Annotated in this window: 10 protein-coding genes and 1 pseudogene; 5 read left to right on the forward strand and 6 right to left on the reverse strand. The window is 72.9% G+C overall.

Annotated elements, in window-relative coordinates:
• Positions 1-334: 334 nt before the first annotated feature.
• Complete coding sequence (locus HYE82_RS26705; RefSeq protein WP_309144455.1) at positions 335-1291, reverse strand: aldo/keto reductase; 957 nt, start codon at positions 1289-1291, stop codon at positions 335-337.
• Between the two features lie 49 nt (positions 1292-1340).
• Positions 1341-2003, reverse strand: coding sequence for a hypothetical protein (locus HYE82_RS26710; RefSeq protein WP_179176715.1), 663 nt, complete (start codon positions 2001-2003; stop codon positions 1341-1343).
• A 192-nt stretch (positions 2004-2195) separates the two neighbouring features.
• On the opposite strand from HYE82_RS26710, the gene HYE82_RS26715 reads away from it, so the two are divergent.
• A complete protein-coding gene (locus HYE82_RS26715; RefSeq protein ID WP_179176716.1) occupies positions 2196-2627 on the forward strand; it encodes a hypothetical protein in 432 nt (143 codons plus the stop codon).
• A gap of 105 nt (positions 2628-2732) precedes the next feature.
• Complete coding sequence (locus HYE82_RS26720) at positions 2733-3533, forward strand: M4 family metallopeptidase (RefSeq protein WP_179176717.1); 801 nt, start codon at positions 2733-2735, stop codon at positions 3531-3533.
• 76 nt (positions 3534-3609) lie between these two features.
• On the opposite strand, the gene HYE82_RS26725 is transcribed toward HYE82_RS26720, so the two are convergent.
• From HYE82_RS26725 to katG (HYE82_RS26735), 3 genes are all read right to left on the reverse strand, one after another.
• Entirely contained in the window at positions 3610-4317 is a 708-nt protein-coding gene (locus HYE82_RS26725; protein ID WP_179176718.1) for a class E sortase, read from the reverse strand.
• Between the two features lie 137 nt (positions 4318-4454).
• Positions 4455-6125 carry a phospholipase D-like domain-containing protein gene (locus tag HYE82_RS26730; RefSeq protein WP_179176719.1) on the reverse strand — a complete coding sequence of 557 codons (1671 nt, stop codon included), beginning with the start codon at positions 6123-6125 and terminating at the stop codon, positions 4455-4457.
• A gap of 147 nt (positions 6126-6272) precedes the next feature.
• On the reverse strand, positions 6273-8504 hold the full coding sequence (katG, locus tag HYE82_RS26735; protein ID WP_179176720.1) for a catalase/peroxidase HPI: 2232 nt from the start codon (positions 8502-8504) through the stop codon (positions 6273-6275).
• Between the two features lie 240 nt (positions 8505-8744).
• Between katG (HYE82_RS26735) and HYE82_RS26740 the strand changes: the two genes are divergently transcribed.
• The 3 genes and pseudogenes from HYE82_RS26740 (at position 8745) to HYE82_RS26745 (ending at position 10188) form a co-directional block, all read left to right on the forward strand.
• Entirely contained in the window at positions 8745-9188 is a 444-nt protein-coding gene (locus HYE82_RS26740) for a Fur family transcriptional regulator (protein WP_179176721.1), read from the forward strand.
• A gap of 123 nt (positions 9189-9311) precedes the next feature.
• Positions 9312-9461, forward strand: a pseudogene (locus HYE82_RS38465) (DUF5954 family protein); the annotation flags it as partial.
• A gap of 85 nt (positions 9462-9546) precedes the next feature.
• Positions 9547-10188 (forward strand): DUF5954 family protein, encoded by a 642-nt coding sequence (locus HYE82_RS26745; RefSeq protein ID WP_309144456.1) that lies wholly within the window; start codon positions 9547-9549, stop codon positions 10186-10188.
• Positions 10189-10254: 66 nt separating this feature from the next.
• Here HYE82_RS26745 and katG (HYE82_RS26750) read toward each other — a convergent pair.
• On the reverse strand, positions 10255-12402 hold a 2148-nt coding region (gene katG / locus HYE82_RS26750; protein ID WP_179176722.1), incomplete at its 5' end, for a catalase/peroxidase HPI.

The following is a 12402-nucleotide window of genomic DNA, read 5'->3' on the forward strand; positions in this document are numbered from 1 at the left end:
GCGGGGGATCGGGGCGGGGCGGAGGCGGCCGCGGCGGTCGCCGTGCCGAGGAGTGCCAGCAGGAGGAGGCACACCAGTGAGTACCGGCCGCTCCTTCGCGGCCGCAGCATGTTCATGCCAATCATGGGCGGGAGGGTAGCGTGCGCACCCGTGATCCGCGCCCCCGCGGACACGCCCGGCCGGAATGCGACGCCGGTGCCCCGCCGGAAAGGCTTGCCGGCTCGCGGCGTCCGGCCCGGTGACGCAAGGCGGGGGGCTGCCGTTCGTACTCGGCGTTCCCGCGCGGTCGGTGCCCTGCCGGGCGTCGCGAGGCGGCGAACCCTTCCGGAGGGCGTTAGGGCAGTGGTGTGCCGCGGGCGGTGAGCCAGAGGCTGTACCACTCCTCGTGGTCCAGCTCCGGCGGGCGGCCGACAGCCTGCCGGCAGGACCGGATCCGCGCCGGGTCGGAGGTGCCGATCACCGGTGCGATGCCGGCCGGGTGCCGCTGGAGCCACCACAGCAGCACCGTCTCCGGGGTGACCTGCTTGCGTTCGGCCAGCGCTGCCACCAGCTCCGCGGTCGCCCGCTCCTGCGGGGTCTCCTGCCGTCCCGTGAACCGGCCCTGGGCCAGCGCACCCCACGCCTGCAGCCGGATGCCGTGGTCGCGGCAGTGTTCGAGGGTCCCGGAGGGGAAGCCGTGGGCGGCCGCCGCGGGGGTGTTCAGCAGGACCCCGGCCTCGACCCAGGCGCGCTGGTGCAGGCTCATCTCCAACTGGTTGACGACGAGCGGCAGCTCCAGCCGCGCCTGGAGCGCCGCGATCTGCGCCGCCCCCATGTTGGAGACGCCGAACCGGCGCACCATGCCCTGGGCGTGCAGGGAGGCCAGGGCATCGGCGATGTCGTCGGGATCCGCGAGCGGGTCCGGCCGGTGCAGCAGCAGGACGTCGACCACGTCGGTGCGCAGCCGGGTCAGGCTCTCCTCGACCCGGCGCAGCACCGTCTTGCCGCGCAGGTCGTAGATGCCGGGCCGGTCGCCGTCCGCCAGGCGGATCCCGCATTTGGTCTGGATCGTGATCCGGGAGCGCAGCCCGGCGTCGCGCGCGAGGAGTTCGCCGAAAACCGCCTCGGACTTGCCGTGGCGGTAGATGTCGGCGTGGTCGAAGGCGGTGATCCCGATGTCCAGGGCCGCGGTGATCGCCGCCTCCGCAGCCGCGATCTCCGCCGGGCCGTAGGGCTCGGGCCCCCAGGTGCCGCCGAGTCCCATGCATCCGTACAACGGCCGGCTCGTCATCGGGTTCGCGTTCGTCGTCACTCCCCGACCCTACGGCCTCTGCGCACCGCCGCCGGACCGTCGGTTGTCCTCAGAAGCCGTAGCAGCCGGGCTGCGAACCCGCGCCGGAAGGCATGTCGTCGCGGAGTTCGTAGAACCTGCGCTCGGGCGCCGCCTTGAACGTGCGCAGGGCTTCCTGGGAGATCACCAGGCAGAACGGCTTGGTGATCGGGGTACGGGTGCTGGCGCGGTCCAGGACGAGCGTCCCCTCGTACCGGAGCGCCTGCAGGTGCCAGTCGGCGCTGTCGAAGAGGATCGTGGGCTGCTGCGGCCTGTCCTGGGTGACGACCAGCGGGGACGGGTCGGCCGTCCGGTCGTACTTCAGCTCGTTGGCCGCGTAGTCGTAGTTCCAGGCCCCGGATTCGTTCCAGCGGAACCGCGGCTCGCCCGCCTTCGGGTCGGCTGCCTTCAGCCGCAGCCGGATGGCGGTGATGACCTCGACGTCCTCCGCCCGGAACCGGGTGGTGATCGTGGGCTGCATGAACAGGTGCACCGTGTGCTGCGGTGCCCGGGGTTCGATCCGCACCAGATGGGGCAGGGTCACGGCCACCCTCGGCGCCTGCTGCAACTCGGCCAGGTTGAACAGCGAGATGCCCAGTGCCACCAGGCCCGTCAGCGTCGCCGTCCACACGTGCGCCGCTTCCAGGCGCCCGCGCCGCCGCGGCCGACCGCCCGACGGCTCGGCAGTTGTCATGGGGCGAGTCTGCCGCCGCCCTCCGGGCCCCGGCCCGCAACCCACCGGCATCGGCGGTGCCCTTTCCCCCGAACCCCGCCCGGCACCGCTGCCGCCGTGTGTCAAGCCACGACTTCCAGGGGCGTGACCCGGCGGGCGTTCCGGGGCGTACTGGAAGCACCCCATCCGTCCCTCTCGGCAGAGGAGAACACCATGACCCACCCCTTTCGAACGAAACGTCTCGTCCTGTTTGCCGCCTCGACCGCGATGGCCGCGGGAGGTGTCCTGGTGCCGGGTACCGCCTTCGCCGCCACGCCCGCGACCCCGCACACGGTCACCGTGCGCGGTGACGACATCAGCGGCGGCGACACGTCCACGCTGCTGTTCCTCGGCGAGCCCGACAACGCCATCCAGGTCGCGCCCGACAAGGACCTGCCGGGCAAGGGCGGTACGGGCAAGAAGAGCGAAGGCAAGTGGGGCAAGAACCGCCCCGGCAAGGGCGGCTCCTCCGAGGGCACCGGTGCGAAGGTCCCCGAGAAGCCGGACTGGCAGTGCGTCACCACCCCCTGCGGCCCGCCTGACGACGTCCGCACCGAGGTCGTGCCCGGCAGTGCGGAGGGCGCCCGCGTCTCCGCCCGGTCCTGAGGCCGCCGTCCCGCCGCCACCGCCCCTGCCCGGCCTGTGCCCGACCTGACTGATCGGTCGGCCGACGGTGGGGCGGCGGCGGGGGTTCCTGCCAGCATGGCGATCATGACTGAGAGTGCATCTGTACGTCCGGTTCGCAGGATCTTCGACGGCCGGAACGATTCCGACAGCCCGGCGTTGGTGCGCACGGAGGGAGGGGCGCCGAGCGGCGACGCGCTGGTGGACGGCGCATACGACACCCTCGGCGCGACCTGGGACTTCTTCCGCACGGTGTACGGGCGCAACGCCATCGACGGCCGGGGCGGCCCGGTGGACGCGGTCCTCCGCGGCGGGGAGCCGGGCGCCATCTGGCAGGGGTCGCGCATCCTGCTCGGCGACGGCGTCGTGCCCCTGGACGCGGTCGCCGCGCAATACATGATCGGGGTCATCCGGCACACCGCCGAGTTGGAGTCCTACGGCCAGCCCGGCGCCCTCGCCGTCTCGCTCGGGAACGTCTTCGGCCTCCTGGCCGAGCAGTACAGCCTGAAGCAGACCGCCGAGGAATCCGACTGGCTGTTCGGCCGGGGCCTGCTGCCCTCCGGCGAGGCCACCGGCTCACTGGCGGACCCGGCGCGGTTCGGGCAGGTGGCGCATGTATCGGCGTACGACGAGACCGTCGGCGAGGACGGCGGCGTCCACGCCAATGCCGGGATCGCGAACCGCGCCTTCCACCTGGTCGCGACCGAGCTGGGCGGCAACGCCTGGGAGCGGGCCGGACGCATCTGGTACAAGGGCCTGATGGGTTACGCCGCCCGCACCACGAACTTCTCCGCGTTCCGGTTCGCGACCCTCGGCGCCGCCCGTGAGCTGGAGATGCCGGCGGACGTGGTGGCCAAGGCGTGGAGCGCGGTCGGGGTGGACCGCTGACCCCCGACCGGCACCGCTGAGCCCCGGACGACAGAGGGCTCCGACCACCGGTGCGGCGGTCGGGGCCCTCCGGTGGTCAGGGTGCGGCCGCTGACGTCTTGCGCAGCACGCCTATCTTGTCGATGCGGTGTTCGGGATTGCCCTGCGCATCGCTCCAGAAGTTCCCCGCGGCGTGGTCCTCCGGCGTGGCACACGTGGAGATCGTGATCATGGCCTGGGTGGGGGACTGCTCAGGAGCCCCGGGGACCGCCGCGCGCTGCTCGTCCAGCGAGCGCTCCGACCGGAAGGACGTCGAGCGGGTCGCGACGATCTCGTACGTGTGGACGGCGTCACCGGCGGTCACGACGACCGTGTCGCCCTTCTTCACCGACGGCAGGTCGCGCAGGGGCCCGCCGGCCGACAGCCGGTGCGCGGTGACCAGGAAGTTCCCGACCTGGCCGGGACCGACGCCGCCCCGCTGCCCGAACGGGCTGGCCGCGAGGCCGCGGTCCTGGATGCGGGTCCCCGGTGCGTCGTCGGTCGTGCCCGCGTACGGCTCCACGCGCAGGCCGGACAGGCCTATCGACGGGATCGACAGCGTGGCGGGGCGGGGCTGCACGGAGGGCGGCGCCGACGCGGACGGCTGCGGCGCCGGGTACGCGGCGCTTGCGGCCGTGGTGGCTGCGGCGGCTGTCGGCAGAGCCGCCGTCCGCGCGGCGGCTTCGGGCGCGCAGGCTGCCAGCAGGACGGTAGTGGCACCGGCTACCAGGGCGGGCACGGCGCGGGGCAGGAAGGGCAGGGGCATGGGCGGGTGCGTTTCCTGTCGGTTTGCCGGGCCGTACGGCACATGGGTGACCCGGTTCGCCGTGCCAGGGTGACACACAGGGCGCGGGTCCAGAAGGGGCGCGGACTGTGACCTGCCCGGCGGTCCGGGAACCGGGGTCAGAACGCGTTGCGGCGGCGGAGCCGGAGCGGGCGTCCGTCCGGGTCCACGAGGAGATGGTGCAGGGGAGTCGCCAGAACGCGTGACGTGGCGGCCAGGTCCGGCGGCCGGTAACCGCGGAGCCGGCCGGGCGGGCGGGGGCCGCGGCAGCCGTCGGCGTACCAGGCGTCCAGGTCGGCCGCGGCCGCGGCGAAGGCGTGGAAGGCGGCTGCCGGGTCGCACAGGGCGTCGGCGGCGGGGTGCCGCTCCCCGGACGTGCCGGGGGGCACCGGATCGTCGTCGAGGTCCAGGTGCTCGCGGGAGAGCTCCAGGCGGAGGCGGCGGGCGAAGCCGCGTGCGCCGTCGCCGAGGCCGCCGGGGTCGCAGGGCGCGCGCGGGTCCGGGGCGTCGTCCAGGACGACGCAGCTGAGCTCGGAGTCGTGGGTCCACGAGCGGAGGTTGATGTTGTCGGAGCCGACGGTGGCCCAGACGTCGTCGATGACGCACACCTTGGCATGCACGTAGACCGGTGTGCCGGCGTGGTTCTCCAGGCCGTAGACGGCGACCCGCGGGCCGCCCGCCCTGCGCAGCCGGTCGAGGGCGCTGATCCGCCCGATCAGGTTCATGGGGAGCGTCAGCCGGCCGTCCTGCTCCGGGAGCGAGGGGATGACGGCGATCAGCCGCAGCCCGGGATTGACGCGCAGCGCGTGGGCGAAGCAGGCCACGACGCGCGGTGACCACAGGTACTGGTCCTCCAGGTAGATCAGGGCGCGGGCCCGGCGCAGTGCCTTGAGGTAGCCGCGGGCGATGCTGCGCTCGCCGTCGGGGGCGAAGGGGTAGCCGCGCAGCAGCCGGTTCGGGTACGTGCGCAGCACCTGGACGGTGTGGGTGCCGCAGGGCTCGGGGTCGGGAAGCTGCGGCGGAAGGCTGTCCGCCTCGGTGTCCTCGTGGTGCAGGAACTCCCGCAGGCGGGTGATCGGGCTGCGGCTGAGGGGCGCGGGGTCCTGCCAGCGTTCACGGAAGACGGCCTCGACGTCACCGACCACGGGTCCGCGGAGGGCGAGCTGGACGTCGTGCCAGGGCGGGTGCGGACCGTACGCCTCGGCCATCGCCGTGGACTGGGGGTCGCCGGCGTGGCTGCGGTCGTCGTTGCGGTTGTGGCACAGGTCGATGCCGCCGACGTAGGCGATGTCGAGGCGGGGGCGGCCGGGGTGGCGCAGGACGGCCAGCTTCTGGTGGTGCGAGCCGCCCGGGCGCATCCGCATGTCGAGGAGGCATTCGCCGCCGGCCTTCTCGATCTCCTCGCCGAGGTGCAGGTTCTCGGTTTGGCTGAAGTGCAGGCTGTCGAGGTGCGAGCGCCAGATCAGGCCCTTGACGATGACGCCGCGTTCGGCGGCACGGGCCAGGACGGTGCCGATCTCGGTGCCGTGGCGTCCGGTGCCGTCGCGGCCGGGGTGGTGCCGGCCGAGCCGTTCGTCGGGGTCGCCGCGCCAGTCGGTGAACAGGAGCAGGTCGCCGGCGCGCTGGGCGTCGATCCGCTCCAGCAGCTCCGCGAAGTACGCGGCGCCGTGCACCACGGGCCGTGCGTCGTTCCCCTCCGACCAGGCCGTGCCCCCGGGCCGTCGCCGGTCCAGGTGCGTGGCGGGGTTGCCGCGCTCGGGCGGGGTGAGCAGCCAGTCGGTCAGGTTCATGGCACGGTCCTCCGTACCCCTCCTACCCGCGCCGGGGGTGTTCCTCCCCCTGCGCGGGCGCCGGACACCCCCGGTGGCGGCTCGCCACACGGAGTCCCCTCGGGGGTGTCCGGCCCGGACGCCGTCGTCGGACCGGGCCCGGCGTCGTCAGACGAGGTCGAAGCGGTCCAGGTCCATCACCTTGCTCCACGCCGCGACGAAGTCGTCCACGAACTTCCGCCCGGCGTCGTCGCTGGCGTACACCTCCGCGAGCGCGCGCAGCTCGGAGTTCGACCCGAAGACCAGGTCGGCGCGGCTGCCCGTCCACTTGAGCTCGCCCGTGGCGGCGTCGCGGCCCTCGAAGGTGTGCGCGTCCTCGGTGGTCGCCTTCCACGTCGTGCCCAGGTCGAGCAGGTTGACGAAGAAGTCGTTGGTCAGGACGCCGGGCGTCGCCGTGAAGACGCCGAGCTGCGTCTGCCGGTGGTTCGCGCCGAGGACGCGCAGGCCGCCGACGAGGACCGTCAGCTCGGGGGCGCTCAGCGTGAGCAGGTTCGCCTTGTCGAGCAGCAGGTACTCGGCGGGCAGCCGGTTGCCCTTGCCGAGGTAGTTGCGGAAGCCGTCCGCAGCCGGTTCGAGTGCGGCGAACGACTCGACGTCCGTCTGCTCCTGCGAGGCGTCGACGCGGCCCGGCGTGAAGGGGACCTCCACCTCGAAGCCCGCGGCCTTGGCCGCCGCCTCGACGCCCGCGTTGCCGGCGAGCACGATCAGGTCGGCGAGGGAGACCTGCCTGCCGTCGGTCCGTCCGGCGTTGAAGGACTCCTGGATCCCGGTCAGGGTGCGCAGCGCGGACGTCAGCCGGTCGGGCTCGTTGACCTCCCAGCCGCTCTGCGGCTGGAGCCGGATGCGCGCCCCGTTGGCGCCGCCGCGCTTGTCGCTGCCGCGGAAGGTCGACGCCGCCGCCCACGCCGTGGACACCAGCTCGGAGACGGTGAGGCCGGAGTCGAGGATCCGGGCCTTGAGGTCCGCGAGATCCGCGGCGTCGACGGGCTCGTACGTCCGCCCGGGCAGCGGGTCCTGCCACAGCAGGGTCTCGGACGGGACCTCGGGGCCGAGGTAGCGCACGAGCGGGCCCATGTCGCGGTGGGTGAGCTTGAACCAGGCCCGGGCGAACGCGTCGGCGAACGCGGCGGGGTCCTCCAGGAAGCGCCGCGAGATCGGCTCGTAGACCGGGTCGAAGCGGAGCGAGAGGTCCGTCGTCAGCATCGTCGGGGCGTGGCTCTTCGACGCGTCATGGGCGTCCGGGACGGTGCCGGCGCCCGCCCCTTCCCTCGGCCGCCACTGCCGGGCGCCGGCCGGGCTCTCGAACAGCTCCCACTCGTAGCCGAAGAGGATCTCGAAGAAGCTGTTGTCCCAGGCGGTGGGCGTTGCGGTCCAGATGCCTTCGAGGCCGCTGGTGATCGTGTCGCCGCCCTTGCCGGTGCCGTACGAGTTGCTCCAGCCGAGGCCCTGCCGTTCGAGCGGGGCGTCCTCCGGGTCGGGGCCGACGTGGTGGGCCGGGCCGGCGCCGTGGGTCTTGCCGAAGGTGTGGCCGCCGGCGATCAGGGCGACGGTCTCCTCGTCGTTCATCGCCATCCGGCGGAACGTTTCGCGGATGTCGCGCGCCGCGGCGACCGGGTCGGGGTTGCCGTTCGGGCCCTCCGGGTTGACGTAGATCAGGCCCATCTGGACCGCGCCGAGGGGGCTCTCCAGCTCCCGGTCGCCGGTGTAGCGCCGGTCGTCGAGCCAGGTGGTCTCGGGGCCCCAGTAGACGTCCTCGTCGGGCTCCCAGACGTCCGCGCGGCCGCCGCCGAAGCCGAAGGTCTCGAAGCCCATCGTCTCCAGGGCGACGTTGCCGGCGAGGATCATCAGGTCGGCCCAGGACAGGCTCCGGCCGTACTTCTTCTTGACCGGCCACAGCAGGCGGCGGGCCTTGTCGAGGTTGGCGTTGTCCGGCCAGCTGTTCAGCGGGGCGAAGCGCTGCTGCCCGGCTCCGGCACCGCCGCGGCCGTCGCTGATCCGGTAGGTGCCGGCGCTGTGCCAGGCCATCCGGATGATGAACGGGCCGTAGTGGCCGAAGTCGGCCGGCCACCAGTCCTGCGAGGTGGTCAGCACCTCGGCGATGTCCCGCTTCACGGCCGGCAGGTCCAGTGCCTCGAACGCCGCGGCGTAGTCGAACCCCTCACCGAAGGGGTTGGCCACGGCCGGGTTCTTGGCGAGGATCTTCAGGTTGAGCCGCTCCGGCCACCACTGGCGGTTTCCGCCGCCCTGAGTCGGGTGCGGGGCCCGCTCGTGCGCGACCGGGCAGCCCCCGGTGCCTTCGGTCTTCGCGTCCACGACGATTGCTTCATCGTTCTCAGGCATGGGAATCCTCGGAATCCTTCCGGACTGGGTGGGCCACGGTGCTCGGGAACTGCGAGGGGCGGAGCGGGTGAGCTCCTTCTTCGGAACCGGACCTCGATCCGCCACGCGCTCGTGCCGCCGTCGTCCTGTCCCTTGGTTGTCGCCGGAACCGATCCTACGATGGACCAAGTCCAAGTCAATGCGGCAACCAAATCTGTACGGATTCATTAGTCGAACGATGCGCATTTAGGCTGGTGGGGCATGAGCGACCTGGTGAAGCGGCTTCGCGGACGCGGCTGGCGCATGACGGCCCAGCGCAGGGTCGTCGCGGAGGTACTCGACGGCGAGCACGTCCACCTCACGGCGGACGAGGTGCTCGCCCGGGCCACAGCCCGGCTGCCGGAGGTGTCCCGCGCCACCGTCTACAACACGCTCGGCGAGCTCGTCGCGCTCGGTGAGGTGGTCGAGGTGACAACGGACGGCCGCGCGAAGCGCTACGACCCGAACGCGCACCGCCCCCACCAGCACCTGGTGTGCTCCGGATGCGGCGAGATCCGGGACGTCCACCCGGCCGGCGACCCGCTGGCCGGCCTGGCCGCCTCCGAACGGTTCGGCTTCACCGTCGTGCGGGCCGACGTGATCTACCGGGGCCTGTGCCCCGCCTGCGCCGACGCAGCCGACGACGGCGCCGACGCGGCACCGTAGCCGCGCTCCGGCCGATGCCACCCGGCAGGGGGCAGGAACGGTGAATCCGCCACGGCGCCGTTCTCCGGTCGGCAGGATGGGGGCATGGACCGTGGGGATGCAGGGCAGGGCCGGTCGCGGCCGATGGTGGTGCGCGTACCGGTGGAGCCGGTGGAAGCCGCAGTGGAGGCCGACGCCGTCGACGCCGCGGCGCGCGCCGGCGACGTCGTCGTGCGCGGACCGCTGTTCGGGGTGGCCGCACAGGGGCCCGGGGACGGGCGGCGGTGGCGGGTGGTGGTCGCGGTGGCGGACGGCTGCCCGCAGCAGGCGCGCGACAGCCTGAACTCGCGGCTGGGGCCGGGACGCCTCGGAGCCGCAGGTGGACGCCGGCCTGGTCCTGGACCCGGACGCCCCGGTCACCCCGGCCCAGGCGCTGGAGCAGCTGGCACTGCGCGGCCTGCACTACGCCGGCGACCGGTTCCCGGGGGACGTGCGCGCCGACTCGCGGCGGGCGCTGGACACGCACCCGGACGTCCTGCTCCTGCCGCCGACGTTCGCGGTGGTGGAGCAGTCCGGGAACGGCTGGAAGCCGGTCAGCGGCCCGCACCCGTCGGCGCAGGCGGCCCGCAGGTCCCTGGACTTCCAGCTGACCTGGGCGTGGCCGCGGATGCGCGGCCTCATCCCCGTCGGCACCGACATGCACGCCGACGCCCGCACCCGGGCAGCGGCCGACGGTGCGCAGGCGGACCCGCACGCAGCGGAGCTGGCTGCATACGCCGAGGCCGCCGACAGGCTCCGGGCCGGCCGCGTGAACCGGCTGGAGTTCCAGGGCGCCGCGTACCGGATCGCCCGCACCCGCCGCCTGCTGCGCTGGGGGTCCGGCTGGGGGTCCGACGGCCCCGAGGGCCCCCGCCCTTCCGACCTCAACAGCCAGGACCCGGCACGGATCCACCTGCAGCTCGACGAGGACGGCAACGTCCTCCCCGAGGACCCGGTGGACTCGGAGGACCCGGAGGAGTGAGGGGGCGGCGTCCGCCGGGCGGGTGTCCGGGCCGGCCGGGAGGACAGGGCCGGCCCGGACGCCGGCTCAGGCCAGGTCGAACCGGTCGAGGTTCATGACCTTGACCCACGCGGCGACGAAGTCACGGACGAACTTCTCGCCCGCGTCCCGGGACGCGTACACCTCCGCGATGGCCCGCAGCTGGGAGTGGGAGCCGAAGACGAGGTCGACGGCGGACGCGGTCCACTTGGCCTGGCCGGTGGCCCGGTCCCGGCCCTCGAACTCGTTCTCGACCGTTTCGGACGCCTTCCATTCCGTGCCCATGTCCAGCAGGTTGACGAAGAAGTCGTTGGTCAGCGTCCCGGGGCGGTCGGTGAAGACACCGCGCGGGGACCGTCCGACGTTGGTGTCCAGTACGCGCATGCCGCCGATCAGCGCGGTCATCTCGGGGGCGGTCAGCGTCAGCAGGTTGGCCCGGTCCAGGAGCAGGGTCTCCGGCGGCAGCTTCTCCCCGGCCCGCACGTAGTTGCGGAACGCGTCCGCCCTCGGTTCCAGCACGGCGAACGACTCCACGTCCGTCTGCTCCTGCGAGGCGTCCGTACGTCCCGGCGCGAACGGGACCGTGACGGCGTGCCCGGCGTTCCGCGCCGCCTGCTCGACGGCCGCACAGCCGCCCAGGACGATCAGATCGGCCAGCGACACCCGCGTCCCGCCGGACTGCGAGCCGTTGAAGTCCTGCCGGATCCGCTCCAGGGCTTCGAGTACCGCGGCCACCTCGGGCGTGTCGTTGGGCTCCCAGCCCTTCTGCGGCGCGAGCCGGATCCGCGCACCGTTGGCGCCGCCGCGCTTGTCGGTGCCGCGGAAGCTCGCCGCCGACGCCCACGCCGTGGCGGCCAGATGGGACACGGGCAGGCCCGAGCCCAGGATCCGCTCCTTGAGGGTGGCGACGTCCTCGTCCGTGACCAGGTCGTGGTCGCGTTCGGGGACGGGGTCCTGCCACAGCTGGGGCTCGGGGACCCACGGGCCGAGGTAGCGCACGGCGGGCCCCATGTCGCGGTGCAGCAGCTTGTACCACGCCTTCGCGAACGCGGTCTCGAGCTCGTCCGGGTGCTCGTGGAAGCGCTGGGAGATCGGCCGGTAGACCGGATCCAGCTTCAGCGCGAGGTCCGTCGTCAGCATCATGGGGGCGTGCCGCTTCGACGGATCGTGCGCGTCCGGCACGGTGCCCTGCGCCTCGGGATCCTTCGGCTTCCACTGGTGCGCGCCGGCCGGGCTCTTCGTCAGCTCCCAGTCGTACCGGAACAGGTTGTCCAGATAGCCGTTGTCCCATTTCGTCGGCTCGGTGGTCCACGCGCCCTCCAGCCCACTGGTGAGCGTGTCGGAGCCCTTGCCGCTGCCGTAGGTGTTCCGCCAGCCGAGGCCCTGCTGCTCCAGTGGGGCAGCCTCGGGCTCCGGGCCGATGTACCGGGCGTCGACCGCGCCGTGGCACTTGCCGAAGGTGTGGCCGCCGACGATGAGGGCGACCGTCTCCTCGTCGTTCATCGCCATGCGTGCGAACGTCTCGCGGACGTCCCGGGCGGCCGCCAGTGGATCCGGGTTTCCGTTGGGGCCCTCCGGGTTCACGTAGATCAGGCCCATCTGCACGGCGCCGAAAGGAACCGCGAGTTCTCTGTCGCCGCTGTAGCGCTCGTCTCCGAGCCAGGTGTCCTCCGGCCCCCAGAACACCTCCTCGGGTTCCCAGATGTCCTCTCTGCCGAAGCCGAATCCGAAGGTCTTGAACCCCATGGATTCCAGCGCACAGTTCCCGGCGAAGATCAGCAGGTCGGCCCAGGAGATCTGCCGGCCGTACTTCTGCTTGACCGGCCACAGCAGCCGGCGTGCCTTGTCGAGGCTCGCGTTGTCCGGCCAGCTGTTGAGGGGGGCGAAGCGCTGGGCGCCGGCCCCGCCGCCGCCCCGGCCGTCGGCGATGCGGTACGTGCCCGCGGCATGCCAGCTCATCCGGATGAAGAGCGGCCCGTAGTGGCCGTAGTCGGCCGGCCACCAGTCCTGAGACGTCGTCATCACCTCGAAGACGTCCCGCTTCAGCGCGTCGACGTCGAGGTTCGCGAACTCCTGCGCGTAGTCGAAGTCCCCGCCCAGCGGATTGGCGGCGGGCGGGTTCTGGTGCAGGACCTGGAGGTCCAGCTGGTTCGGCCACCAGTCCTGGTTGGTCATGGGCCGGGGGCGCGTGGGGGC

It is taken from the genome of Streptomyces sp. BR123 (assembly GCF_013401435.1).
In the GTDB taxonomy this organism is placed as follows: domain Bacteria; phylum Actinomycetota; class Actinomycetes; order Streptomycetales; family Streptomycetaceae; genus Streptomyces.

What these genes read in the sequence shown, in the direction of transcription:
- HYE82_RS26715 (WP_179176716.1), top strand. Translation starts at nt 2,196, where the DNA reads ATGACCCACCCCTTTCGAACGAAACGTCTCGTCCTGTTTGCCGCCTCG.
- HYE82_RS26740 (WP_179176721.1), top strand. Translation starts at nt 8,745, where the DNA reads ATGAGCGACCTGGTGAAGCGGCTTCGCGGACGCGGCTGGCGCATGACG.
- HYE82_RS26730 (WP_179176719.1), bottom strand. Translation starts at nt 6,125, where the DNA reads ATGAACCTGACCGACTGGCTGCTCACCCCGCCCGAGCGCGGCAACCCC.
- HYE82_RS26710 (WP_179176715.1), bottom strand. Translation starts at nt 2,003, where the DNA reads ATGACAACTGCCGAGCCGTCGGGCGGTCGGCCGCGGCGGCGCGGGCGC.
- HYE82_RS26725 (WP_179176718.1), bottom strand. Translation starts at nt 4,317, where the DNA reads ATGCCCCTGCCCTTCCTGCCCCGCGCCGTGCCCGCCCTGGTAGCCGGT.
- katG (WP_179176720.1), bottom strand. Translation starts at nt 8,504, where the DNA reads ATGCCTGAGAACGATGAAGCAATCGTCGTGGACGCGAAGACCGAAGGC.
- HYE82_RS26720 (WP_179176717.1), top strand. Translation starts at nt 2,733, where the DNA reads ATGACTGAGAGTGCATCTGTACGTCCGGTTCGCAGGATCTTCGACGGC.